This window comes from Cohnella sp. AR92 (assembly GCF_003990975.1).
Taxonomy (GTDB): Bacteria; Bacillota; Bacilli; order Paenibacillales; family Paenibacillaceae; genus Cohnella.
Map to the genome: position 1 here is coordinate 14,041 of NZ_RZJR01000013.1, position 24,105 is coordinate 38,145.

Sequence of the window (24,105 nt, forward strand, 5' to 3'; positions counted from 1 at the left end):
GCCGGAGAAGCCGCCGCCTCCCAAGGCTCTTGCGGTTGTGGCGGCTCCCCGGGCGAACGCATTATTTCGTTCTCGCTGCGTTGATCTCTTCGATGATCTTGTCTCCGCCGCGGCTCTTCCAGGTGTTGATCTCCTTCTGGAAGCCGGCGGCGTCAAGCTTGCCGTAGATGTACTTATAGGTCGCGTCGGTGATGATGCTCTGAAGTTCCGCGCCCTTCTCCGTGTACGTAGCCGAATCTAGCGCCGCGGCCGGATCGGCGATCGCGATCTTCTCATTCTCGGCAGCGAACTGCTCGGCATGAATGCGCGCTTCGAGAGTGTAATAGCCGTCGTAGCTGCCGTTCGTCGCGGATTCGCCGATGACGCTGTCCTTAAAGCCTTTCACTTCGCGCTCCGTCAACTCCTTGTTCTCTTCGGAAGCCTTGGCTTTGCCGTCGACGACGGTATAGTGGGTGCCTTCGATGCCCCAGAACATCAGGTTCGAGACTTCCGGCGTCATCATCTTGTCGAAGAACGCCAGCACCTTCTTCAGCTCGGCTTCGTCCTTGATCGCGCCCTTCGGGAACATAACGACGTTGTTGTAGCCCGGGATGGACCAAGTCGTCAGCTCGCCGTTAGGTCCCTTAATCAGCGCTTGAGTGTCGACGACGGCGGTCGGAACGTTCTTGACCAGGTCCTTGTTCAGCGTGTCGACGTCGGACATGGCGCCGATGTACATGCCGGCCTGGCCGCTGGTGAACAGGGCGACTTGGTCGGTCTTGCTCGTCGCCGCGAAGTCCTGGTTCATCGCCTTGGCGTCGCGGATCTCCTTCATGACGTCCATCGAAGCGATGTATTGCGGGAACATGAAATCGGGCAGCAGCTTCCCGTCCTTCTCGCCCCAGTTGTTCGGCGTGCTCAGCCACGAAGCGACCGTCTTGAACGCTCCGTAGACGAGATCGTTGCGGTCCGCGAGGCCGATCGTGTTCGGCTTGCCGTCTCCATCCGGATCCTGCTCGGTGAACGCCTTCGCCATAGCCACGACATCGGCCACCGTCTCGGGAGCCTTCAGCTGCAGCTTGTCCGCCCAGTCCTTCCGATAGATGAGTCCCTGGCGGGCCAGCGGCCTGCCGATGTAGAGCGAGTATAGCTTGCCGTCGACCTTCGTGTTGTCCAAGATTTGCGTCTTCAGCTTGCTCAGGTTCGGGAAATCGTTCAAGTATGGCCCGATCTCCCAGAACTGGCCGTCGCGAATCGCTCCCTTAAGGTTGATGAAAGTGGATTGGTTCTTAAGATACGTTACGTCCGGCAGAGACCCGGTCGCGAGCGACGCGTTCAGCTTCTCCTCGTACGTGTCCGCGGGGAAGAACTGGTAGGTCAGCTTCGTGTTGGTCAGCTTCTCGACTTCGTTCTTGATCGTGTCGGGCGGAGTCTCCGAAGTGTTAAGCGGAAGCATGATCGTGATCTCGGTCGGCTTCTCGTCCTTGGGAGCCTCCGACGCGGGCGTCTGGCTCGCCCCGCTCGATCCGGAGGGCGACTGGCTCCCCGATGGAGCGGCGTTCTCCTTCTCGTTATTCCCTCCGCAGCCGGCGAGCGCCCCGGCGACCAATGCCATGCTAAGCACAATCGATGGTACCTTACCGTTCATACCGCTTGACCTCCATCTTTTCGTGGATTGGATTGGTTCGTGCAAGTCAAACGATACGCCGCGCGCGTCGTTACCGATACAATCATTGCGACAGATCGAGGCCTCGGGAGCGTGGATGTGAGGAGATGATTATCGCCTCGGCAAATGATAGGCGGAGGGGGCGAGAGAAAGCCAGAGAATAAGAAGTGACGCATTTCCTAAGCCAAAAGAAAAGCCCCGAACGCTCGCAGGAGGCGTCCAAGGCTTTACTCGTTATTTTATGTGATAACATGTCCCGTGTTGCTTCGCTTCTCATAGAACAGCTTTCGCTTGCGGTTGAAGAAGCAGCGAATCAGGTGAACGGCGAACCAGAGATCCATCGCGAACAACCCGACTGCGTACGGAACGTTAACCCACGGCGAGGTGGATCGCACGGCAATGATCGGATAAGCCATGTTCACTCCTCCGACGATCACATACAACAGCCCGTAACGGACCGCCAGCTCCCGCAGCCGTATTCTCTCCCCAAGGCCCTTGACTCGAATGCGCACGACCCACTTGCCTGCCGTGAGGCCGTTCGTCGCATAAGGAATGGCGATGAAGTACACGATGACAAGAGGCAAATACGCGAACCGCAGGTGAAGGACGGCAAGCACCGCGCCCACAGGCAGCAGGATCGCCCAATCGATCAGGAACGCGATTCCTCTCCGGGTGTAAGTGACTCTCTTAGTGGATAGATCGACGGTCTCGTCCAGTCGGTCGATGCGAGGAAGGAGCGACGCGAGCCAATCGGCCGCCACATAGCCGATCATGCCGCCTAGCGTGTTCGTCATCAAATCGTCCACGTCGAACAGACGGTACGGATAGTCGAAGATGCCGTAGATTCCCGTCACCTGCGTCACCTCGAAGAAGAGAGACAGTCCTAACGAGAAGAAAAGGCAAAGCGTCCACTTCGCCCGGAAGTAATAGCGCAGGAACAGGCCGAAAGGGATCGTCAACGCCACGTTAAACGCCACCTGCAGGAATGCTCTTTCCTTCAAGAGGTGCAAATAAGTCGACGGTTGATCGATCCTAAACTCCGTCTCCTTACCGATATCGGCCAAGAAGTGGAACGGAATCAACTGGAAGTAAGAATGCTCCGGCGGTTGATTATGAACCGTAGAGGGAAACGGCAGCACGATCAGGTAAACGGCGTTCAACAGGTACAGCAGCAACAGATACAGAAGGATAGCTCGATATTTATGAATATAGCCGTGGCGCCGGTATTGCACGATCAGAAACGGCAATGTGAACACGGCCGCGGCAATCGGGAACGTATAGAAAGCGTACGAGATCGGAAAAAGATAAGAATGGAACACGGGAAACGAGATCACCTGCCAATCGGGAAAGGTCGTTTTTCGGCTCTATTACTATACAGGATTCCGCTACCGAGAGCGACCGATGCAAGACCGGTTTCATCCTTGGTCCTTTTACCAAGATCACCTCGACTGCAGCCGAGTGCTAAATCCCCAATGCCGTCCTCGCTCAAAACCTACTGAAAGTAGGCTCGCTCGTATTCCTTGATAATACGGTCGCCGCCGTTCGCTCTCCACTTGGCGATCTCCTTGCGGAAGCCGTCCTCGTCCAGCTGGCCGAGGATGTAGCGGTAGGTCGCGTCCGAGACGATCTTGTACAGCTCGGCGCCATACTCGTCATAGGATGGGGATTCGAGCCCGACGGCGGGGCTGCGCACGATGAACTTCTCGTTGTCCTCGATGAGCCGATCCGCCAGCTCGGACAGCGGCTCTTGGCTCGCCGCCTTCATGACGTTCGGGTTGCTAAGATCCGCGATCATCAGCGTATAGAGCGAGGCTACCTCGTCGACGCGGAGCTGCGACGTCTCTTCCGGAAGGTAAACCTCCTTGCCCTCCAGCTCGTAATGCCGCCCTTCGATTCCGTACTTCATCAGGTTGGCGACGTCGGGGTCCATCGTGCGGTCGAAGAAAGCAAGGACCTCGCGCAGCTCCTCCTCCGTTCGAATCGCCGCCTTGGAGAACAGGTACAAGCCGTTGAAGTTCGGAATGGACCATACCTTGTATCCTTCCGGACCTTCTATCCGGTTCACTAGAGTAAATCGGGCGTCCGGGTTGACCTGCTTCGCTTCCGCCGACAGCCTCTGCACATCGGACATGCTGCCGATATACACCCCGGCCTTGCCCTGAATCAGAAGATTGCGTTGGACGTCCTTGCTCGTAATGACGAAGTCCGGATTGAGCAGCCTCTCGTCGTACAGCTTCTTCATGAAGTTCATCGTGGCTAAGTAGCCGGCCGTCTCGAAATCCGGCACGAAGCTTTTCCCTTGAACCTCCCAATCGTTAGGCGTGCCGAAGTAGGAGCTCAGCGTCTTGAACGCTCCGAACACCAGATCGTTGCGGTCCGTCAGCCCGAACGTGTCGTCCTTGCCGTTGCGGTCCGGATCTCCGTACGTGAACTGCTTCAGGGCCTCATAGAGCTGCTCGATCGTCTGAGGCGGTTCCAGGTTCAGACGGTCCAGCCAATCCTCCCGGATAATGATGCCTTGTCTCGAAGAAGGACGCTCCGTATAAAGACCGTAGATTTTCCCATCGACCGCCGTCTGGTTCAGAATGTCCTCATCCAGCCGTCTCAGGTTCGGATAATCGTCCAGATAAGGCCCGATCTCCCAGAACGCGCCGGATCGGATCGAATTTTTCATCAACAGATAATCCGTGTACTTCGCGAATGTCGCCTTCTTCAACGAATTCGTCGTTAGCGCCGTGCTCATCTTGTCCGTGTAAATCTCGTCTCTCACCCATTCGATCGACAGCTTGGTGCCCGTAAGCTCCTCCATCCGGTCGATGATGCCCGCATCCGGCGTGTTGGGAAAATGAAGAGGGGCCATTATCGTCAGAACCGGCCTGCCCGATGTCTCGGTTCCCGCCGTGGAAGTCGAGTAGACGGAGCAGGAGACGAGCGATAGAGAGACTGCCGCCAATAGGATGAGAGCCGCCGCCAAGCCCGCCGTTCTCCTGATCATCCTTATCCCCCCTAGAATCTGTTAAAATGATTATCGAATTGCCGGATGATTATTGTCCTCCAACAGCCTCTGGCCTACAATAATAGAATCCTCTAACGAGTAGGTGATGAACGGACGATGCGCTCGATTAGCTACCTGACGAAAATGACGGTTTTCGGCTGTCTGCTCGCCATGCTGCCGGTTCTGTTCATCGGCTGGTTCTCCTATGCGACCTCCACGAAGGAAGTCCAAAAACATGTAAACGAAGGTAAAATGCAGCTCCTGTACCAGATAAATGCCAATGTAGAGCAAATCCTGACGACTGTCAATCACACCCTGAATCAAGTCGTCAACTCGACGGTTCTCAAGAGCGCGCTCAACAGCCCCTTAACTGTAAGCGATTTCAATCTGTATGACAACCTGCGTAACGAGATGCTTCACATGCAGACCTTCGATACGAGGCTGGAGGACGTTCTGCTCGTCAACGAGAAGCAGGACTGGCTCGTGAAGAATTCCGGCTTGTACCGGCTCTCCGAATACAAATACGCCGAACCGATCTCGTCGGCGATTCACGGTCCGGTCTCGGCCGCCTGGACCCTGAACCCGTCCGAATGGTTCTACAGCGAGGAGAGCGCGAACGGCGCGATCTGCCCGTACAGCATCAGCCTGGTCAAGAAACTGCCGGTCGGCGGACTGGAGCCGTATGGGCTCGTCATGGCGAATATTCCGTCCTGCAGCCTTCAGGCGCAGCTTCAATCCGACTCGGGCTCCGCCGATACGATCATGGTGCTCGACGAGAACAACCGGATCCTTCTGCATCCGGACCGTTCTCTGATCGGGCAGCCGGCCGCCGCCGTCGGTTTTACGGACACCGATCTGCTCTCCCTCTCCTCCGGCCAGTTCAAGACCAGCCTGGATAAGCGAGAATATGCCGTCAGCTATTATCGATCCCCCTACAACGGTTGGATCTATCTGTCGTTCACGCCGCTCTCCAGCCTGACCCATGAATCGAGCAAAATCGGCCTCTATACGCTTCTCGTCTGCCTATTCATTCTGCTTCTCATGGCGCTGATCGCGTGGATAGGTTCCAAGCGAATGTATTCGCCGATCCGGAAGCTGCTGAAGATGGTAGAGGATCGGCTGCCCGGGACGGAGCGGAGGAAGACGAACGAGTTCCAGGTGATCGGCGAGCAGATCCACCGCCTGTTCCAATCGAACTCCAAGCTGGAGGAGCAGGCACATCAGCACCTGAAGCAGGCTCGCACGTTCTATCTCGTCCGCGCGTACCAGGGACAGACCCGGCTCGGCGAGCTGCCCGGCCGACTCGAGGGCTTCGGCTACGGCGACCGCCTGGCCGGGTGGTCGCAGATGGCGGTCATGACGCTGCAGCTCGACTCCCTCGACCAGACCCGTTACGAACGGCGGGACATCGACCTGCTTCTGTTCGCCGTGCACAACATGATCGAAGAACTCGTTCCGCCGGAGCAGCGCTTCGATCCCGTCGCGATCGACCAGACGGTCGTGCTGCTCTGCGGCAGCCCCGACTCCGATCGCGGCATTTTCAACTCTATGCTGTATGGAATTACCGAGGATATGCAGAGCAACATCCGCAGCTATCTCGGCCTGTCCGTCAGCATCGGGCTCAGCCTTCCGTTCGAATCGATCAAGCAGCTTCCGATCGCTTACCGGGAAGGCCTCGATGCTCTCAAGCATCGCCTGAAGCTTGGCGAAGGCATCGTTGTCCAATACGAGCATCTCAACTCGGGCAAGCATTATCTCAAGACCAACTACCCGGCCCATTCGGAGAGCGAGCTGATCGACGCCATCAAGCTGGCGGACGCCGACAAAGCCCGCGAGGGCCTGAGCATCTTCATGCGCAAGGTGTTCGCCGACGAGATGACGCATCAGGAGTATCAGATCCCCCTTGCCCGTCTGCTGAACAGCTTGATCGTGGTCATGCAGGAGTCGGGGATCAGCCTGAACAAGATTCGCCATTCCCAGGGCACTCTCTACGAGGAGATGATCGAGCTCGGCACCGTGCCGGAGATCGAAGAATGGTTCTGGGCGAACGTCATCGAGCCGATGCTCCGCATCTTCGCGGATCGGCAGTCCTCTCAATACCAGAACATCTCGGAGAAGATCATCGATCTCGTGCAGAAGCTTTACGATACCGACCTGTCGCTGGAGGAGTGCGCTTCCCGGCTGAATTACAACGCCAATTACTTGAGCAGCGTATTCCGCAAGGAGACGAACGTCTCGTTCAGCGAATATTTGGCCGCCTACCGTTTCGGCATGGCGAAGAAGTGGCTGAAGGAGACCGATATGCCGATCAAGGATATCGCCGCCCGGCTGAGATACAACAATCCGCAGAACTTCATCCGTTCGTTCCGCAAGCAGGAAGGCATGACGCCCGGCCAATATCGGGAGAAGATCTCGTAGCCCGTGGGCTTTGTTTTGGGCGGAAGGAAGCCTTACAATAGAAGAAGGATGTACAAAAATGCCATCGGCGCCCCGCAGGGCGCCGATGAGTTCGTACGCGAATTACGCGGCATAGAGGAGTAGAACGACTATGAAGAACGATCTGATTCGCAGACTGACCGCCTATGCGATGATCGATACGCAATCGGACGAGAACAGCGAGACCTGCCCGTCCACTCCGGGGCAGTGGGATCTGCTGCGCTTGCTCGTCGATGAATTGAAGCAGCTTGGCATGACAGAGGTCACGCTGGACGACAACGGGTACGTCATGGCGACCCTTCCCTCGAATACGGATAAAGAGGTTCCCGTCATCGGCTTCCTCGCCCACGTCGATACGGCCACCGACTTCACCGGCAAGAACGTCAAGCCGCAGATCGTCGAGAATTACGACGGCGGGGATATCGTCCTGAACGCCGAACAAGGCATCATCCTGTCGCCGAAGGACTTCCCGGAGCTGGCCGGATACAAAGGCCACACCATGATCACGACCGACGGCACGACGCTGCTCGGCGCGGACGATAAGGCGGGCATCGCCGAGATCATGACGGCGATGGAGTACCTGATCAACCATCCGGAGATCAAGCACGGCAAGATTCGCGTCGCTTTCAATCCGGATGAAGAGATCGGCCGCGGAGCGCAGCGCTTCGACGTCGCCGCCTTCGGCGCGAAGTTCGCCTATACGATGGACGGCGGCCCGCTCGGCGAGCTGCAATACGAGAGCTTCAACGCCTGCGGCGCCACGGTGACGGTCAAGGGCAAGAACGTCCACCCCGGCTCCGCCAAGAACAAGATGGTGAACGCGCTCAAGATCGCGATGGAGTTCCAGAGCCGAATGCCGGCGAACGAAGCTCCCGAGCATACCGAGGGCCACGAAGGCTTCTATCACCTCAACTCCTGCAACGGCGACGTAGAGGAAGCCACCCTCACCTACTTGATTCGCGACCATGACCGCGCGAAGTTCGAAGCCCGCAAGGCGTACATGACGAACCTCGCGACGGAGCTTAACAAGATCTACGACGGCCGCATCGCTCTGGACCTGAAGGATCGCTACTTCAACATGAGAGAGAAGATCGAGCCGGTCCGCGAGATCGTCGACATCGTCCATGACGCCATGACGAGCCTTGGCATCGAGCCGAAGCTGGAACCGATCCGCGGCGGCACGGACGGCTCGCAGCTGAGCTTCATGGGACTGCCGACGCCGAACATCTTCGCCGGCGGCGAGAACTTCCACGGCCGCTACGAATACGTGTCGGCCGACGTCATGGTGCAGGCCGTCAACGTCATCGTCGAGACGGTCAAGCTGTTCGAGGCCCGCGCTTAAGCGTCGGCTTCCGGCCTAGTCAATAGGAATCAATTTACGGGGAACCCTCGGAGATTTTAGCCTTCTTTAAGCTGCCTTTCATCTTCGGGTAAGAAGATAGTGGAAGAATGCGAAATGAAGCAAAAATTATCCAAGAGGTGATTGTCCGCATGAAGAAGTTTCCGAACAGTAAGCTGTTAAAACCGAAGCTGGCGGCAGTAAGCGCCATGGCGCTGGCCCTGACGATCGGCGGCGGAACGCTGCTGAGCTCCGACGCGTTCGCCGCTTCTAGCACGGATTCGTCGACTAGCCTTAGCCAATCGCAAGCGCAGGCCAAGGGGTAGGCGGGCTTCGGTCACTTTAAAATTGGCGAAGCCAATCTCTTAGTATCGGATAAAGTCGCGACCCTGCTTGGCCTAACGACGGACGAGCTTAAGAGCAAGCTCCAAGCCGGAGACTCCCTCGCGACGATCGCGACAGCCCAGAACGTCAGCGTCGATTCGGTGGTCGCTTCCGTTGAGGCCGCGCTGAAGGAACAGCTCGGCACCCAATTGAGCGACGGTAAGATCACGCAAGCTCAATATGACAAGCAGGTTGCGAAGCTAAGCGACATCGCGACCAAGCTTGTGAACGGCAAAGTCGGCGGCAAGCTTGGCTTCGGCCTCGGATTCATCGGCGGAGCGAATCTTCTGGCGTCGGATGGGCTCGCGACGCTTCTCGGCCTGACGGCCGATGAGCTTAAGACCAAGCTGAAGGCCGGCGATTCCCTTGCGACGATCGCGGCGGCTCAGAACGTCAGCGTCGACTCGGTTATCGCTTCCGTTACGGCGACGCTGAAGGAACAGCTCAGCGCACAATTGAGCGACGGCAAGATCACCCAGGCGCAATATGACGAGCAGGCTGCGAAGCTGAGCGACATCGCGGCCAAGCTCGTGAACGGCGAGTTCAAGGGCGGCAATCGCGGAGGCAAAGGATTCGGATTCGGCGGTTTGAATCTTCTGGCGTCGGATAAGCTTGCAACGCTGCTCGGCTTGACGGCCGACGAGCTCAAGGAGAAGCTGCAAGCCGGCGATTCTCTCGCGACGATAGCGGCAGCTCAGAATGTCAGCGTCGACTCGGTGGTTGCTTCCGTTACGGCGACGCTGAAGGAACAGCTCAGCACTCAATTGAGCAACGGCAAGATCACGCAGGCGCAATACGACGAGCAGGTTGCGAAGCTGAGCGACATCGCGACCAAGCTCGTGAACGCGGCGAGACCTGAGCACGCTGCCGCCAAAGACGGGCAATCGTCCGATGACGCCAAATCCGGCGCGGAATTCAAGGGAAGCAACGGCGGCCGCGGAGGTCACGGCGGCCACGGCGGCGGCTTTGGACGCGGCAACGGCGGTCAATCGTCCGGCAGCGGCAGCTCTAGTTCTAGCTCCTCTTCCAACGCATAAAAATAAGGCTCGCCTGAGATCACAGGCGAGCCTTATCTCTATTCATAGTCCCATCCACGATCCGCTTCGTTATGCTGCTTCCACTCCCCCTCGCTCGCTATCCCGCCTCTCCCCTTCGCTCAGTCGCCAGCTAATGGAAAGGTAACGGCGCCATCGCTCCTCTATCGTCCCTCTATCGTCCCTCTATCGCCTCTCTATCGCCCCTCTTCACCTGTAACGGAACTGAGAGCCCTTATAAGGCTCCAAAAAGCGTTTTTCCATTTTTAACGGAACTGAGAGCCCTTATTACCGGGAATCGACGCCAAAAACCAGGGATTGGACCGAAATAACGTCTCCTGGTTCCGTTAGATTTGAAAAGGGCCTTTTTACGGCCAAATAAGGTCTCTCTGTTCCGTTAGAGATTCGGGCGGAGGGGCAGTGCCGGTGTGTTAGGTGCCGATGTGTCGATGTGTCGATGTGTCGATGTGTCGGTGGGTCGATGTGCCGGTGGGTCAGTGGGTCAGTGGGTCGGTGGGTCGGTGTGCCGGTGGGTTGGTGTGCCGGTGTGCCGGTGTGCCGGTGTGTCGGTGTGTCGGTGGGCCGGTGTGTCGGGTGTTGGTGTGCTGGTGTGACAATGTGTCGGTGTCAGGTGTCGGGTGTCTCCGCGCGTCGGTGTCTCGATGATTCAATATGTCGGCACTCCATCATTTATACGCACTCCTAGTACCCGTAAGTCTCGCCCCTATCCAAGTCCAACGGATGACCGTTAATAGAAACGGTTTGATCCGACGTCCACTCCGCCTCAACCTTCTCAACTCTGGGCTCGACGTAGATTCTTTTCTTAAACCACAGCGGACCGTCCAATTCTCCTCGAATCCCGAACGTTCCCGCGGCGCCCTCGTCCCAGCGATAGAAGTGAATCGTGTAGCTGCGGTCCGGGGAATGGACGGTCTGAAGCGGATCCTCGGATCCGCCGGTAAATATCTTCACGATCTGGATGAGAACAAGAGCAGCAGCCAGCAGAAAGAACAAACTCACCGTCAGCCAGCCTCTGGCGATTCTCCACCCGTTCCTCTTATCTCTCAACCCGATTATTCCGAGAACGAGAGCCGCAACGGTAAAAACCAGCATGTAATCGCTCGAAGGCGCAATCAGCCAAACGTTGCGATAGCTGGAATACAGGGAATAGCCCGATACTCCGGCGCAGAAAACCATCAGACAGAACGACCACAGGTTGGACTTGGCTGCCATGTCGGCACCTCCGGGACTTTTCTCTCTACCATTCTCCATAATTATACATGAAAAGAAGAAAAAGCGGCCGCATCGGCCGCCTCCAATCATTCCATGTGACTCCGCTCGTGACCACTCCAATCTGACGCCTGTTAAAATGCTTCACTCGAGCACTCTCCCGCGCCCGGCCGTTTGCCTCTGCTCGCGTACTCTCTTTCCCGTCCGTTTGCCTCTGCTCGCGTACTCTCGCGCCCGTCCGTTTGCCTCTACTCGCGTACTCTCTTTCCCGTCCGCATGCCTCAATTCTCGTCGGCTCCGACTCTCTCTCACGCCTGCTCAAGAAGAGAGAGCACCGTGCCGAGCAGCACGTTCACGCCCTTCTCGCAATCCTCGTACGGCGTGAATTCCTCCTCGCAGTGGCTCTGCCCCTTGACGCTCGGGACAAAAATCATCGCCGCGGGAAGGTACGACGCCACGAACTGAGCGTCATGCCCGGCTCCGCTCGCCATGCGGCGGCGCGAGTAGCCGTAGTCCGCGGCCGCGCTCTCAACCTTGTCGACCACCGCCCCGTCGAACCACACCGTGTCGCGCCCCCACAGCTTCGTCTGCTTCACCGCGCAGCCGCCCTGTTCCGTCGGCAGCCCGTGGATGATGTCCACCACCTGCGCGATGATGCCTTCATCCTTGTGCCGCGCTTCGATCGTGAACACGACCTTGTTCGGGATGACCGTGTGAATGTTCGGCAGCACGTTCAATCGCCCCATCGTGTAGACCAGCTCGCCGTCCAGCGCTCCCAGACTCTCGCGGAACCGAGCGATCAGCTCAGTCGCCGCGAACAGCGCGTCCTTGCGCATGCCCATCGGCGTCGTGCCGGCATGGTTGGATTCCCCGGTAACCTCGATCTCGTAGCACACCATCCCGACCACGCAGTCGACGACCCCGATCGTTTGCTCCATTTTCTCCAGGACCGGTCCCTGTTCGATGTGCAGCTCCAAGTACGCCGTCGCTTCCCTCAGCCGATTCGCCTCGTCCCCTTCGTACCCGCTTGCCGCCAGCGCCTCGCCGAAGGTGATGCCGTCCGCGTCCTTCTTCGCCAGCATCGCCGCCTTGTCGAACTTGCCGGACAGCACGCCGGAAGCCATCATGGAAGGCTCGAAGCGCGCCCCCTCCTCGTTCGTGAAGTTCATCACCGTCACCGGAACCTTCGGAGTGATGCCGTGATCCACCAGCGTTCGCACGACCTCCAAGCCGGACAGCACGCCTAGCACCCCGTCGAAACGCCCGCCTTTCTTGACCGAATCCAGATGGGAGCCGATCACGATCGGAGGCTTCTCATTCTGTTCGCCGGCAAGCGTTCCGTACATATTGCCCATGTCGTCGACGGCGACCGTCAGCCCGAGCTCCTCGCAGCACGAGCGAAAATAATCCCGAACCCTCACGTCCTCCGCCGACAGGCTGAGCCTCGTCACTCCATTGTTCGGCGTTCTCCCGTAATCCGCGAAAGCTTCGATCGTCTCCTTCAACCTTGCTCCGTTCACGAACAGCTTTGGCATCCCGATCTCCCCTATCTCGATTATGTTAGGTAAACTAACAGAACACTCCCTATATAAGTAATAGTAGCGGAACCCCCCGAGCATTCAACTGACAAACTGTATAACGAGAACGGCCGTTTTTTTGCGCTGGCGTCGGAGGCTTGATCGAATTAACATGGTAGAGAGAGCTATTGTGCGGAAAAGGAGTGCGGTCGATGAAAATGGGACAGTCGGCGGAGAGACGCAGCTTGGGAACATACGGCTTCCGGTTCGGGGAATCGGCGGAGCTTCCGCTATGCGGCTTGTTCGCCGTCGGCCATGAACGGGAAGCAAGCCCTGACTATAGCTGGGACGGAATGACGAGAAACGACGGTCCCTTGCTGCTGTTCCAATACACGCTCTCCGGCGGCGGGGCTGCCGAGATCGAGGGCCGGTTCCGCCGAATCGAGGAGGGACAGGCTTTGCTTATCGAGATCCCGGGACGGCACCGCTACTACCTTCCGGAGGATCGGGACCATTGGGAATTCCTCTTCATTCTGATGAATCCCCGGCTCATCCTTCCCGTCTGGGAGGAAGCCAAGGGGAAGCTGGGAGAGGTCGTTTTGCTTCCGCCGGAGAGCGAACCGATCGAGCTGCTGCGGCAGATGGTCGACGATGCTCGGAACGGACGAATCGCGGATCCGTTCGCCGCTTCTTCGTATGTCTATCAATTCAACATGGCGCTGGGACGATTCGCGTCTTCTCCAGCCGCCGGCCATTCCGAATGGCCGGACAGCGTGACGCGGGCGGTTGCCTTCATGAGAAGCAACTTTGCCGACATGGTGGATCAAGAGCAGCTTGCCCGGCAGCTCGGCGTCTCCAAATATCACTTCCTGCGAACGTTCGCCCGCTATACCGGAATGACGCCGAACGATTACCTGGTGCGCGTGAGAATCGAAAGGTCGATGGAGCTGCTTCAGGCCACCGACTGGCCGATCGACCGCATCGCCTCCAGCGTCGGATACTCGACCGGAAGCTACTATATCAAGATATTCCGCAAGCTGACCGGACAGACGCCCGGTTCGTTCCGCTCCGCCGGAGGCAGCCGCTTGAACTATCGCAGGTTGTTCTTCGATTGAGCGTTTCCATGCAGCTCATCCATATGGGCGACATGGGACTCTCCCCAATCGTTAAGCGTCTGCAGGACGTTCGCCATTCCCTGGCCATACGGCGTGATCGAATATTCGACCTTCGGCGGGACTTCCCGATAAACTTCGCGATGAATGATGTCATGATGCTCCAACTCTCTTAATTGTTGGGTCAGCATTTTTTTCGTAATGTCCGGTATCGCCTTCTGAAGCTCGTTGAACCTCATCGTACCATTCGCGAAAAGCCGGAGTAGGATGACCGGCTTCCACTTCCCCATGAAGATCTCCAGCGCTTTCTCGAACTTGCAATAGTTGGCCATGTCTCCCTCTCCGATCGCTGCATGCTCAAAGGTTTCTTTTTCGTGCCTATGTTTAGTTAAAGTGGCTACTTCCTCGTCGAACGTCTATCGATTATTATGCACCTATCGGGCCGGCCGCGACAAGAATAAGACGATCAATCGGAGGGAGCTGCCGCATGAATATCGCATTATGGGTCGTTCAAGGGTTATTGACGATCGGGTTCATATACTCGGGATGGATGAAGGTTCAGATCGAGAAGGCTAAGGCGTCTTGGCCATGGGCGGGCGAGGTTCCGAAGGGACTCGTTCTCTTCATCGGGGCGGTCGAGCTATTGGGAGCGATCGGGTTGATCCTGCCTCAAGCGACGGGGGTCGTATCGTCATTAACGCCAATCGCCGCATTCGGGCTTGCCGCCGTCGTGCTGCTGGGCGCGTTGTTCCATATTCGGCGCAAGGAATACAAGGAGATCGGCGTGAACATGGTGTTCCTGGCATTGGCGGTCTTCGTGGCATTCGGTCGGCTTTAGAGGCTGTAAGAGCAATTTTGTGCTATTGGACGAACGATTTTACGGTAGAGGAACGGCGGGGAAGGGTTTACGATAGGTGGGACATCGCAATTTACTTTTATTACAATTCTAACTTGCGAATAAGGAGAGATCCCGCATGAACCATCGCCTTGCCGCTCCTACTCCGCCTCTTGGCTGGAACAGCTGGGACTGCTACGGAGCTGCCGTTACCGAGGCCGAGATTCGCGGCAACGCCGAATACATGGCTGCCCACCTTAAGGATTACGGCTGGGAATACGTCGTCGTCGATATTCAGTGGTACGAGCCCGGAGCCGTGTCGAGCCAATACCGTCCGTTCGTCCCGCTGGAGATGGACGAGTTCTCGCGCCTCATGCCCGCCGTCAATCGCTTCCCTTCCGCCGCGGGAGGAGCCGGATTCCGGCCGCTCGCGGATTACGTTCACGGCCTGGGGCTGAAGTTCGGCATCCACATCATGCGCGGCATCCCAAGGCAGGCTGCCCACGCCGCCACTGCCGTCAAGGGAAGCTACGCCACCGCCCGGGACATCGCGCATCCGAACTCTATCTGTCCATGGAACACGGACATGTACGGAGTCGATGCGGCGAAGGAAGGCGCTCAGGCTTATTACGATTCCCTGTTCGAACTGTACGCCGAATGGGGAGTCGACTTCGTGAAGGTGGACGACATCGCGGCGTCCCGCCTGTATGACACCCATCTGCCCGAGATCGGGATGATCCGCAAGGCGATCGACCGCTGCGGCCGACCGATGGTGCTGAGCCTGTCGCCGGGTCCCGCTCCGGTCCCTTATGCCGAGGAATTCGCGAATCTCGCCAACATGTGGCGGATGACCGACGACTTCTGGGACCGCTGGGAGCTCCTTCTCGATATGTTCGATCGCTGCGAGAACTGGCAGGGACGCGCCCAGCCGGGCAATTGGCCGGATTGCGACATGCTGCCGCTCGGCCACATCGGCATCCGCTCCGTCGACGGAGGCGGAGCCGACCGCTGGACCCGCTTCACCAAGGACGAGCAGCTGACGATGATGACGCTGTGGTGCTTGTTCCGCTCGCCGCTCATGTTCGGCGGAGAGCTTCGGGATAACGACGAATGGACGTTATCGCTGCTCACCAACCGCGAGGTCATGGCGATGCACCGGGACAGCGACGGCGCGAAGCTCGTATCCCGAGCGGGCGACCGCGTCGTCTGGACGACCTCGGTCGCGGGCGTTGCGCGCTATGCGGCGCTGTTCAACACCGGCGAGGCGGAGCTCGAAGTATCCGTCAGCGCCTCCGCTCTCGGGCTGAACGCCGCTGCGACGGCGACCGAGCTGTGGAGCGGAGAGGCTTGGGGCACGGTGGAGGCATCCGGCAGCCTTGCCGCCTCCATCCCGCCTCACGGAGCCAAGCTGTTTAAGCTGAGCTAGGGAAGACAGGGAGAATAAAAGAAAAGAGGTATCGAATTCTAGGCCAATATTAGCCATGGAATCTCGATACCTCTTTTAGCATGCGATTCCGCGCGGCCTTGATAAGGCATGATGCCCTTGCTCTCGCTCTCCCTCTGCGGAACCTGCGCGCCTGGGATATTGAAGTTTGTTCAACAACTCCGCCGCTTCCTACGCTATCTCGATCTGGTTATTGAACTTTGTTCAATAACTCCGCCGCTTCCCACGCTTTCTCGATCTGGTTATTGAACATTGTTCAATAACTCCGCTATTTCCCCCGCATCCGAAGCCGTGTTCTTGAACTTTATTCAATAACTCTGCCCGCTCTCCCGATCCCGAAGCAGAGTTATTGAACTTTATTCCATAACGGCCATTAACTCCTCCTTCGGGAGCCGAAACAGGGCAGTTTCTCCCTGGTCCCAACTATGCTATACTACTGGAATTGTTAGATCGGCAACTAACTCCAGGAGGAGAAACGAGTCATGCTTATTATCGGAATTGCCGGCGGGACAGGCTCCGGCAAGACGTCCGTCGCCCGCTCCGTCATCGAGCGGCTGGGAAGCGACAAGGTCACCTTTATCTCCCAGGACAACTATTACAAAGACTATCCGGATCTGAGCATGGAAGAGAAGCACGCGATTAATTACGATCATCCCTTCGCTTTCGACAACGAGCTTCTGGTCGAGCATCTGAAGCTGCTCAAGGAAGGACAGCCGGCGTTCATCCCGGTGTACGACTTCTCGGTCTATGCCCGCTCCACGACGGAGACCGTGCGCCTGGAACCGAACCCGATCGCCATTGTCGAAGGGCTGCACGTTCTTTACGACGAGAAAGTTCGCGCGATGCTCGACATCAAGGTATTCGTCGATACGGACCCGGACGTGCGAATCCTTCGCCGCATCATTCGCGACGTCGAAGAGCGCGGACGAACGATCCAATCCGTCCATCAGCAATACCTAAAGACCGTGAAGCCGATGCACGACGCGTTCATCGAGCCTTCCAAGAAATACGCCGACCTCATCATACCCGAGGGCGGGCACAATGAGGTCGGCGTGCAATTGCTGGCCGTATTGACCGAGAAGTATTTAAACGGCGAGAAAGAATAGTGTTTCTCTAGCATTGAACTGGCATTGATCCGACAAACCACTCGCAATCTGAGGCTGGGTTGGTAGGATCGCGGGGTGAGGCGGGACCGGGCGATAAGGCGACGATCTGCCGACCTACCCTTTCAGCTCCAGAAGACCCATCTCGAGGCAGGTCGCGACCGACAGCGTCTTCTCGCCGGACTCGAAGCGGATGTCCGCCTGGTCGCCGCTCAGCCGGACGATTCGGCCGACGCCGAAGGCGCGGTGCTCGACCGAGCTGCCCGCCTTTAGAACCGTTGCCTCGCGGACCGCGTTCGGGTTGCGGGCGGACGAGACCTTCGCCTTCGGGTTGTCGATGCGGACGACGGTCGCTTGGCCCGAGGATCGCTTGGCCAGCTTGCCCCCGGCTCGAACGCCCGCCCCTGTTGCTCCCGCTCTAGCTCTCGCAGCCGCTTCCATCTCGCCCCGGCCTGCACCCGCTCCCGCTGCGCTTAACGGACCGATATACACCTTGCCGGAGGGCTCCGTCCTTTTCTTTTCCAACTCATATTGCTCGGGGTTCTGAATGCGCCGCACCGCGTTCACGAACCGGGACGTCTTCGCCTTCGCCCCGTCCCTCCGCTCATAGGAGAGCAGCTCCAGCCGCCGCTTCGCTCTCGTCATCCCGACGTAGAACAGCCTGACGGCTTCTTCCATGTCCGCCGTCTCTTCGTCCTCGAACTTCTTGATATCCTCGTTCGAAGGCAGGATGCCGTCCACCAGATCGACGATCAGCACCCGCTCGAATTCCAGCCCCTTGGCGCTGTGCAGAGTCGAGAACGTCACCACGTTCTCGTTCTTGCGCTTCCGGGACGTCTTCATCGCCGTCTCGAGATACTTCAAGCGATGGGCGAACGACTCCATCGACTCCAGCCCCTCGGAGATGTCCTCCAGCGTGTTCAGGATGCCGATCAGGTACTCCTTGCGGAAGCCCAGCCTCTCGCACATCTTATCGATCGCCTTCTCGTACCCTAAGTCGTACCGGATCGTCTGGATCGCGTCGCGCGGAGCCATTCCTCTCATCCGCTCGAACGTATCCTTGTTTTCCTGCAGCAGCTTGAACTGGTAATCGCGAAGGGCGACGTAGTTCATCAGGTTATCGAACACCGAATCCGCGTTAGAGACCGCCTTGAGCGCCGCCATCTGCTGCTTCGTGATGTAGCCGTTCATCTTCGTGTGGATTTTCTCCAGGATGTCCGGCCTGCGGTCCGTGTAGCTCATCCTCATGAAGTTGAGCACGTCCTCTACGACCCAATGGGAGAAGAACCGATTGTCCCCGTCCTTCATGTAGAAAGGAATCCCCGCCCGGTCGAACGCGTTCATCAGCGTGATCGAGGACGAGTTGTTCCGATACAGCACCGCGATCTCGCGAAGATTCTCCTCCTCCGCTACCCGGTCCGCCACGAACTTCGCCTGCTGCTGGTAGTCGCCCAGCCGATGCGCGACGATCGGCTCGTCCTCGGGGTTGTTCGTGAACATGTTCTTGTCGTAGCGGTTCTTGTTCCGCTTGATGAAGCGGTTCGCCACTTGGACGATATTCCGCGAGGAGCGGTAATTCTGCTCCATCTTCAGGAGCTTCGCCCGCGGGTACACCTTCTTGAAGTCCAACAGGTATTGGGGCTCCGCCGCCCGCCACGTATAGATGCTCTGATCGTCGTCCGCGACGACGCACAGGTTGCCATGCGTTCGCACCAGCTTCTCCACGATCGCGTGCTGTACGAGGGACGTATCCTGGCTCTCGTCGGTCATCACGTAATCGTAACGGCGCTGATACTTACGAAGCAGCTCCCGGTCGTTCTCCATCGCCTCGTTCGCCAGAACGAGCATGTCGTCGTAGTCGACGAGCAGCTTGTCCGCTCCGTTACGCTTAAACCGCTCGTACTCGGTCAATAGCCGATCCGCATCCTTCACGCCGCACTTCACGTTCTTCCATTCCTCCGGCGGAAGAAGCTTATTCTTCACGAAGCTGATATAGGTCGTCAGCTCGTCCATCTGGTCGTCGGTCATGTTGTCGCCCGCGACGCGCCGGTACAGCTCCCGAAGAATAAGCTTCTTGTGCAGCGGAGGCCGCTCTCCCTCGAAGTCGATCTCCTCCTCCAGCTCGGCGGCGTCGCCTTCGATGATCTGGTACTCGATACGCTGCTTGCGAAGGGAATCCCGCATCATCTCGAACGCCAGGCTGTGGATGGTGGAGAAAGCGACGCGATCCCCCGCAATCTCGGGGAAAAACCTCCGGAACCGCTCCTTCATGTCCCTTGCGGAAGCTCGGCTGAACGTCACCGCCTTGATCCGCTCCGGCTTTACGCCCTTCTCTTCGACTAGATAACCGATCCTCATAATGAGCGTCGTCGTCTTGCCCGAGCCCGGCGATGCGAGCAGCAGCAGAGCGCCTTCCGTGTGGAGAACCGCCCGCTTCTGCACCTCATTCAGCTCGACGCCGAGCTCTTCCTTTTTCCTCGATAGAAACTCGCTGCCTTGCATTGCCGCAATCCTTCCATTCTGTTCCGATCTCGTTGCTTGTCCGCAACACGCTTAAAGTCTAATGATATCGGTTATTCGGCCTCGGGGCAATGCAGAGGTGTTTCCAATCTCGTTTACATTCTCGTCTCCTATCAAGCCTCCGTATCGATAACGCGGCCGCTTGCTTCCTCCTTCTCCCTGCGATCGCGTTCGTCCCTGTCCTTCAGCTCCTGCCGAAGCATCCGTACCTCGTCCGCCAGCTCTCTTACCTGTCTCGAAGTCTTCGAAGAGTCCAGCGCGTACCGAATGATAAAAATAATGACGAACAAAACGATAAACCAAATCACCAGCGGGACGATAATGCCTACCGCGTTGAATCCTCCCATGCTTATCCTCCTCTAAGTTGTTGCTGCGATTAGGCTCCGATTATTGTCGCTGCCGCCGTTCCGTTCCATCCGCCGTCCTTCCGGCCCTACTCTCGCCACTCCGTCTGCTGTTCGCCCTTCGCTCCCAGCTCCCGGATTCTGCGAACAAGTCCCGCGATGCCGTCCGCTCGGAAGATCAGGACGAGGGCGATCGCCAGCTTCAAGACGTCTGCCACGATCTGGATCCAAGTTTGGCGGCGGGCTGACGCGAAGGCGGATGGGACCTCATCCGCGGCGTATTGAATCAGCTGCACGATGTGGCCGATCAGGCTCGGAATATTCCATGCTGCAAGGACGATGCCGACCAGCGTCAGCCCGAGCGTATACCATTCCTTCAGAGCAACCGAATTCGAGTTGTCCTCTTGAGGCGAATCGGCGGCGTCCATCCCTCTAGTCATATAACGAACAAGCTTTCCGCTTTGGCTCCAGAGCAGCCAGCCTGCCAGGAAGTAGACGAGAGCGCACGCCACGAAAGTCAAAATAAAAAGCCCTGCCGAAAGCGACGTAAAGATGCCTGCTATATTTTGAAAGTAAAGAAGCTGGAACAAATTCGCGAGCTGCCCGACTCCCTGCACGATGGCGTACAACGCCAGAATCCGAACCAGAACGAACGCCAAATCCTTGATTTTCAACCGATCTCCTCCTCATCTCCGCCTAACCATATACCCAATTATACCTCATTATGGAAGTAATGTTTCGGCTCCACGGCCATTTTGCCGCAATAAAGCAACGAAGAGCCACAGCGTACAAGCGGCAGTCCGCACTCTTGCGAGGAACATTCCATACGCTTAGAATACGAATTACGATCCATACGAGGCCATGATGGAGAGAGTAAGCGAAGGCAGGTTGTTGACAGGGACGGCGCGCCGATAGACTGAGAGCAGCCGAACGAACCGATTCGCCGAAGTTCACTCCGGAGCCGATTCCTTGAAGGTTGCCTGTCGCGTCAGCGGCGGCATCTGTGTAGAGAAATCCGTCCCCCGCGTTAAGGGCTCAAGACAGAGACGTCTCTTCCGCGTGAAGAGCGCCTCTAAATTAGGGTGGTACCACGACTCCTCGTCCCTTGCGACGGGGGTCTTTTTTTTATATTCATATGCTGGGTCTAAAAAAGGAGCGAGGACAGATGAGTAGCGAGAATAAGCAGCAAGCGAACTTGGAGGAGCTTCGGAGCAAGCTGAGCGGCATTAACCGGCAACTGCTGGAGCTGCTGTCGGCAAGAGCGGAGACCGTTCAAGAGATCGGCCGCATCAAGGAGAAGCAAGGCGGTCCGGAATTCGATCCGGTGCGCGAGCAGGAGATGCTGAAGGAGCTGGTCGAAGCCAATCCGGGGCCTTTCGACGATAAGACGATTCGCCACTTGTTCAAGCAGATTTTCCAAGCGTCGCTGGACCTGCAGGTCCAGGAGCGCAAGAAGGAGCTGCTCGTCAGCCGCAAGATCCGCAAGGAGAACACGACCATCGCTCTCGGTTCTACCGTCATCGGCGGCGGGCAACCGGTCATGGTCGCCGGCCCTTGCTCCGTCGAGAGCTACGAACAGACCCGCGCCGTGGCGGCCGCGCTGAAGGCGGCAGGCGTGACGGTCATGCGCGGCGGCGCGTTCAAGCCTCGCACCTCGCCGTATGACTTCCAGGGCCTCGGCATCGAGGGACTCAAGATCCTCAAGGAAGTGTCGACGGAATTCGGCCTGAAGACGATCAGCGAGATCGTCGATCCCGCGCACATCGAACTGGCGGTCGAGTACATCGACGTCATCCAGATCGGCGCGCGCAACATGCAGAACTTCGAGCTGCTGAAGGCCGCCGGCCGCGTGAGGACGCCGATTCTGCTCAAGCGCGGACTGGCTGCGACGATCGACGAATTCCTGAACGCCGCGGAATACATCCTTGCCGGCGGGAATTCCCAAGTCATGCTGATCGAGCGCGGAATCCGCACGTACGAGAAGGCTACGCGCAACACGTTGGACATCTCCGCCGTGCCGATCCTCAAGCAGGAGAGCCATCTTCCGGTGCTCGTGGACGTCACCCACTCGACCGGACGCAAGGACATCATGGCGCCGTGCGCGAAAGCCGCGCTGGCGGCAGGCGCCGACGGCATCATGGTCGAGGTGCACCCGAACCCGGCGGTCGCCCTCTCCGACGCCGCCCAGCAGCTCGACTTCCCGCAGTTCGAGCGCTTCATGGCGGAGGTTCGCTCGTCGGGCTTGCTTCGCGACGGGGTATAGGCGTCAAGCAAGCCCGTCATCGCATAAGGCAGATGGGCTTGCCGAATGGCGAATATTCTGTATGCAGGCGCATAAAGGGTGTTTCCCAAGTCCATGGCGACTTGGAGAAACACCCTTCTTTGCGAAACAGGCAGCCTTTCACTCTGCAAAGGCCGTTCTATGCAACTATTTACAAGTATAGGAACGGTTCCTTGGCATCGACGAACGTCACCGGAACTCCTTCGGCGATCGGAAGAAGCCATTCGGCTAAATGCTTCATTCCCCATTCCTCGGTGCGCTCATGCCCGACCACGATCATCGCCTTGTTCATCCCGAGCATGGAAGCGTCGTTAACGTACGCGCACAGCGTCCATTCCGTGATGTCTCCGCATACCATAACGTCTAACTCCTTGTCGCGCATCAGCTCCATCGGCATCTCCTCTCGTCCGAGGCCTAGGCTGCCTCCCCCAACCAGAATACCTATTCTGGAGCAAGGCGACTCCGGTTTGCCCACGATGCGCAAGTCGTTCATGCCTAGCTTCATCTTGAAGAATTCCGTCAGCTCTCCGACAGTCGTCGGCTCGATGACATACGACCATGGAGACGATGGATCGAGCTTATTCTTCTCCCAGCCAAGCTCGCGAATGAGCCCGTCGTAGATCAGATCGCTCTCAGCCATGTGCATATGATCGTGGAATCGCCAGATGGCGATCCCGTTATCGTCTAGAAGCTTCTTTTTAGCCGCATAAACGGGATCGTTCTCAAGCCATTCCAACTTGTCGGCCCCGGTGAAATAGGTTGGTTCGTGCGTAATGATCAGGTTCGCCCCGATAGCGATCGCCTTCCGGATGACATCCACGGTCGCCGTGAACGTCGTAACGATTCCCGTTACCTCCATGTCCGGACTTCCGCTCGCCAGAACGTCGCAAGTCTGCTCCAGTTTGCGCCCTCCGCAGCTTTTCTCCAACACTCGATCGATAACCTCTTGAACGTTCATTATTTCGCAGCTCCCTTCTTTGGTAAATCGCTTAGCCTTTGACGGCTCCGATAACGACGCCGCGGGTCAAATATTTCTGCAGCGGAGGCAGAACGAACAGAATCGGCACGATTCCGAGCACGGCCATCGCCATGCGCACGGCGGTACTCGGCAATTCGACGGCACCCGCTCCGATAGCGCTGCCCGCCTGACCCGAGTTCAAGTATTGAATGTTGTTCATCAGTTGAACGAGCAGGTTCTGGATCCCGTAATACTGCGGCTTGCTCACGTAATACAGGGCGTTGATCCAATCGTTCCAATACGCGAGCCCCATGAACAGGCCGACGGTCGCCAATACGGGAACCGAGAGCGGCAGCATGATCCGGAAGAACGTCTTCGTCTCGGTCGCCCCGTCGATCTGGGCGGATTCGATCAGGTCAATCGGCACGTTGTTCTTGAAGTAGTTCCGGACGAGAAGGACGTTAAATCCGTTCGCCAGCAAATTCGGAACGATCAGAGCCGCGATCGTATCCTTGATGTGGAAGTATTGCGTCCACATGATGTAGGAAGGAACGACGCCCCCGCTGAACAGCATCGTGAAGAAGACGGCGAAGGCCAACGCGTTGTGATACTTAAAGTCCCTTCTGGACATCGGGTAGGCGAGCATGCTCGTGATGAGCAAGCCGACGGCCGTACCTGCAACCGTCACGAAGAACGAGACGCCATACGCTCTTAAGAACGTGTGCGCCGAGGCTTCGAGGTAGATATAGGCATCCAAGCTGAATTCCTTCGGGAAGAAGCTATAACCGTCGTTGATCAGGCTGGACTCCTTGGTTATGGAAGCGATGACGATAAGAATAAACGGCAAGAATGCGGCCAGCGCGATAAGCCCCATCATGATGGCGGAGAACAGGCCGAATGCGCGCTCCCCTCTCGTTTGAATCATAAA

The 24,105-nt window shown here is 57.7% G+C and carries 20 protein-coding genes; 9 read left to right on the forward strand and 11 right to left on the reverse strand.

Translation table 11 applies throughout. The features are described 5' to 3' along the window. Positions 1-61 precede the first annotated feature (61 nt). The 3 genes from ELR57_RS20990 to ELR57_RS21000 form a co-directional block, all read right to left on the reverse strand. Positions 62-1,627, reverse strand: a complete 1,566-nt coding sequence (locus ELR57_RS20990) for an extracellular solute-binding protein (protein WP_126961058.1) — start codon at positions 1,625-1,627, stop codon at positions 62-64. A gap of 257 nt (positions 1,628-1,884) precedes the next feature. Next, a complete protein-coding gene (locus tag ELR57_RS20995) occupies positions 1,885-2,964 on the reverse strand; it encodes a VanZ family protein (RefSeq protein ID WP_126961059.1) in 1,080 nt (359 codons plus the stop codon). 173 nt (positions 2,965-3,137) lie between these two features. Then, the gene (locus tag ELR57_RS21000) at positions 3,138-4,640 is read right to left on the reverse strand and encodes an extracellular solute-binding protein (RefSeq protein ID WP_126961060.1); all 1,503 of its coding nucleotides are present in this window, start codon (positions 4,638-4,640) and stop codon (positions 3,138-3,140) included. A 117-nt stretch (positions 4,641-4,757) separates the two neighbouring features. On the opposite strand from ELR57_RS21000, the gene ELR57_RS21005 reads away from it, so the two are divergent. From ELR57_RS21005 to ELR57_RS21015, 4 genes are all read left to right on the forward strand, one after another. Continuing rightward, positions 4,758-7,058 carry a helix-turn-helix domain-containing protein gene (locus tag ELR57_RS21005; RefSeq protein ID WP_126961061.1) on the forward strand — a complete coding sequence of 767 codons (2,301 nt, stop codon included), beginning with the start codon at positions 4,758-4,760 and terminating at the stop codon, positions 7,056-7,058. Between the two features lie 130 nt (positions 7,059-7,188). Beyond that, positions 7,189-8,418 carry a peptidase T gene (gene pepT, locus ELR57_RS21010; protein ID WP_126961062.1) on the forward strand — a complete coding sequence of 410 codons (1,230 nt, stop codon included), beginning with the start codon at positions 7,189-7,191 and terminating at the stop codon, positions 8,416-8,418. A gap of 149 nt (positions 8,419-8,567) precedes the next feature. Further along, positions 8,568-8,741: a hypothetical protein gene (locus ELR57_RS27935; RefSeq protein WP_158630115.1), complete on the forward strand. Its 174-nt coding sequence runs from the start codon at positions 8,568-8,570 to the stop codon at positions 8,739-8,741. A gap of 159 nt (positions 8,742-8,900) precedes the next feature. Beyond that, on the forward strand, positions 8,901-9,836 hold the full coding sequence (locus tag ELR57_RS21015; RefSeq protein ID WP_126961063.1) for a LysM peptidoglycan-binding domain-containing protein: 936 nt from the start codon (positions 8,901-8,903) through the stop codon (positions 9,834-9,836). 699 nt (positions 9,837-10,535) lie between these two features. Here the strand turns inward: ELR57_RS21015 and ELR57_RS21020 are convergent. Both ELR57_RS21020 and ELR57_RS21025 read right to left on the reverse strand, forming a co-directional pair. Next, positions 10,536-11,066: a DUF5412 family protein gene (locus tag ELR57_RS21020; RefSeq protein ID WP_126961064.1), complete on the reverse strand. Its 531-nt coding sequence runs from the start codon at positions 11,064-11,066 to the stop codon at positions 10,536-10,538. A 305-nt stretch (positions 11,067-11,371) separates the two neighbouring features. Next, on the reverse strand, positions 11,372-12,598 hold the full coding sequence (locus ELR57_RS21025; protein ID WP_370452324.1) for a Zn-dependent hydrolase: 1,227 nt from the start codon (positions 12,596-12,598) through the stop codon (positions 11,372-11,374). 194 nt (positions 12,599-12,792) lie between these two features. Between ELR57_RS21025 and ELR57_RS21030 the strand changes: the two genes are divergently transcribed. After that, on the forward strand, positions 12,793-13,695 hold the full coding sequence (locus ELR57_RS21030) for a helix-turn-helix domain-containing protein (protein ID WP_238162634.1): 903 nt from the start codon (positions 12,793-12,795) through the stop codon (positions 13,693-13,695). On the opposite strand, the gene ELR57_RS21035 is transcribed toward ELR57_RS21030, so the two are convergent. Then, positions 13,671-14,024 (reverse strand): winged helix-turn-helix transcriptional regulator, encoded by a 354-nt coding sequence (locus ELR57_RS21035; protein WP_126961065.1) that lies wholly within the window; start codon positions 14,022-14,024, stop codon positions 13,671-13,673. The two genes, ELR57_RS21030 and ELR57_RS21035, sit on opposite strands and share 25 nt — an antisense overlap. Positions 14,025-14,179: 155 nt before the next feature. On the opposite strand from ELR57_RS21035, the gene ELR57_RS21040 reads away from it, so the two are divergent. The 3 genes from ELR57_RS21040 to udk all read left to right on the forward strand — a co-directional run bounded on the left by ELR57_RS21040 (position 14,180) and on the right by udk (position 17,077). Then, the gene (locus ELR57_RS21040) at positions 14,180-14,530 is read left to right on the forward strand and encodes a DoxX family protein (RefSeq protein WP_126961066.1); all 351 of its coding nucleotides are present in this window, start codon (positions 14,180-14,182) and stop codon (positions 14,528-14,530) included. A 136-nt stretch (positions 14,531-14,666) separates the two neighbouring features. Next, positions 14,667-15,953 (forward strand): glycoside hydrolase family 27 protein, encoded by a 1,287-nt coding sequence (locus tag ELR57_RS21045; RefSeq protein WP_126961067.1) that lies wholly within the window; start codon positions 14,667-14,669, stop codon positions 15,951-15,953. Positions 15,954-16,453: 500 nt separating this feature from the next. Continuing rightward, positions 16,454-17,077, forward strand: a complete 624-nt coding sequence (gene udk, locus ELR57_RS21050) for a uridine kinase (RefSeq protein WP_126961068.1) — start codon at positions 16,454-16,456, stop codon at positions 17,075-17,077. Positions 17,078-17,191: 114 nt separating this feature from the next. Here the strand turns inward: udk and ELR57_RS21055 are convergent, their stop codons facing one another. From ELR57_RS21055 to ELR57_RS21065, 3 genes are all read right to left on the reverse strand, one after another. Then, positions 17,192-19,576, reverse strand: a complete 2,385-nt coding sequence (locus ELR57_RS21055; RefSeq protein ID WP_126961069.1) for an ATP-dependent helicase — start codon at positions 19,574-19,576, stop codon at positions 17,192-17,194. Positions 19,577-19,707: 131 nt separating this feature from the next. Then, positions 19,708-19,941, reverse strand: coding sequence for a hypothetical protein (locus tag ELR57_RS21060; RefSeq protein WP_126961070.1), 234 nt, complete (start codon positions 19,939-19,941; stop codon positions 19,708-19,710). Positions 19,942-20,027: 86 nt separating this feature from the next. Beyond that, positions 20,028-20,612, reverse strand: a complete 585-nt coding sequence (locus ELR57_RS21065; protein WP_126961071.1) for a hypothetical protein — start codon at positions 20,610-20,612, stop codon at positions 20,028-20,030. Between the two features lie 491 nt (positions 20,613-21,103). Between ELR57_RS21065 and ELR57_RS21070 the strand changes: the two genes are divergently transcribed. Further along, positions 21,104-22,201 carry a bifunctional 3-deoxy-7-phosphoheptulonate synthase/chorismate mutase gene (locus ELR57_RS21070; RefSeq protein WP_126961072.1) on the forward strand — a complete coding sequence of 366 codons (1,098 nt, stop codon included), beginning with the start codon at positions 21,104-21,106 and terminating at the stop codon, positions 22,199-22,201. A 169-nt stretch (positions 22,202-22,370) separates the two neighbouring features. On the opposite strand, the gene ELR57_RS21075 is transcribed toward ELR57_RS21070, so the two are convergent. Together ELR57_RS21075 and ELR57_RS21080 are read right to left on the reverse strand one after the other, a co-directional pair. Continuing rightward, positions 22,371-23,177, reverse strand: coding sequence for a Nif3-like dinuclear metal center hexameric protein (locus ELR57_RS21075; RefSeq protein ID WP_126961073.1), 807 nt, complete (start codon positions 23,175-23,177; stop codon positions 22,371-22,373). Positions 23,178-23,208: 31 nt separating this feature from the next. Continuing rightward, positions 23,209-24,102 carry a carbohydrate ABC transporter permease gene (locus ELR57_RS21080; RefSeq protein ID WP_126961074.1) on the reverse strand — a complete coding sequence of 298 codons (894 nt, stop codon included), beginning with the start codon at positions 24,100-24,102 and terminating at the stop codon, positions 23,209-23,211. Positions 24,103-24,105: the final 3 nt, after the last annotated feature.

Coding starts and splice junctions, on each gene's coding strand:
- ELR57_RS20990 (WP_126961058.1), bottom strand. CDS start 1,627: ATGAACGGTAAGGTACCATCGATTGTGCTTAGCATGGCATTGGTCGCC.
- ELR57_RS21000 (WP_126961060.1), bottom strand. CDS start 4,640: ATGATCAGGAGAACGGCGGGCTTGGCGGCGGCTCTCATCCTATTGGCG.
- ELR57_RS21005 (WP_126961061.1), top strand. CDS start 4,758: ATGCGCTCGATTAGCTACCTGACGAAAATGACGGTTTTCGGCTGTCTG.
- pepT (WP_126961062.1), top strand. CDS start 7,189: ATGAAGAACGATCTGATTCGCAGACTGACCGCCTATGCGATGATCGAT.
- ELR57_RS27935 (WP_158630115.1), top strand. CDS start 8,568: ATGAAGAAGTTTCCGAACAGTAAGCTGTTAAAACCGAAGCTGGCGGCA.
- ELR57_RS21020 (WP_126961064.1), bottom strand. CDS start 11,066: ATGGCAGCCAAGTCCAACCTGTGGTCGTTCTGTCTGATGGTTTTCTGC.
- ELR57_RS21025 (WP_370452324.1), bottom strand. CDS start 12,598: ATGCCAAAGCTGTTCGTGAACGGAGCAAGGTTGAAGGAGACGATCGAA.
- ELR57_RS21030 (WP_238162634.1), top strand. CDS start 12,793: ATGAAAATGGGACAGTCGGCGGAGAGACGCAGCTTGGGAACATACGGC.
- ELR57_RS21035 (WP_126961065.1), bottom strand. CDS start 14,024: ATGGCCAACTATTGCAAGTTCGAGAAAGCGCTGGAGATCTTCATGGGG.
- ELR57_RS21040 (WP_126961066.1), top strand. CDS start 14,180: ATGAATATCGCATTATGGGTCGTTCAAGGGTTATTGACGATCGGGTTC.
- ELR57_RS21045 (WP_126961067.1), top strand. CDS start 14,667: ATGAACCATCGCCTTGCCGCTCCTACTCCGCCTCTTGGCTGGAACAGC.
- udk (WP_126961068.1), top strand. CDS start 16,454: ATGCTTATTATCGGAATTGCCGGCGGGACAGGCTCCGGCAAGACGTCC.
- ELR57_RS21055 (WP_126961069.1), bottom strand. CDS start 19,576: ATGCAAGGCAGCGAGTTTCTATCGAGGAAAAAGGAAGAGCTCGGCGTC.
- ELR57_RS21060 (WP_126961070.1), bottom strand. CDS start 19,941: ATGGGAGGATTCAACGCGGTAGGCATTATCGTCCCGCTGGTGATTTGG.
- ELR57_RS21070 (WP_126961072.1), top strand. CDS start 21,104: ATGAGTAGCGAGAATAAGCAGCAAGCGAACTTGGAGGAGCTTCGGAGC.
- ELR57_RS21075 (WP_126961073.1), bottom strand. CDS start 23,177: ATGAACGTTCAAGAGGTTATCGATCGAGTGTTGGAGAAAAGCTGCGGA.
- ELR57_RS21080 (WP_126961074.1), bottom strand. CDS start 24,102: ATGATTCAAACGAGAGGGGAGCGCGCATTCGGCCTGTTCTCCGCCATC.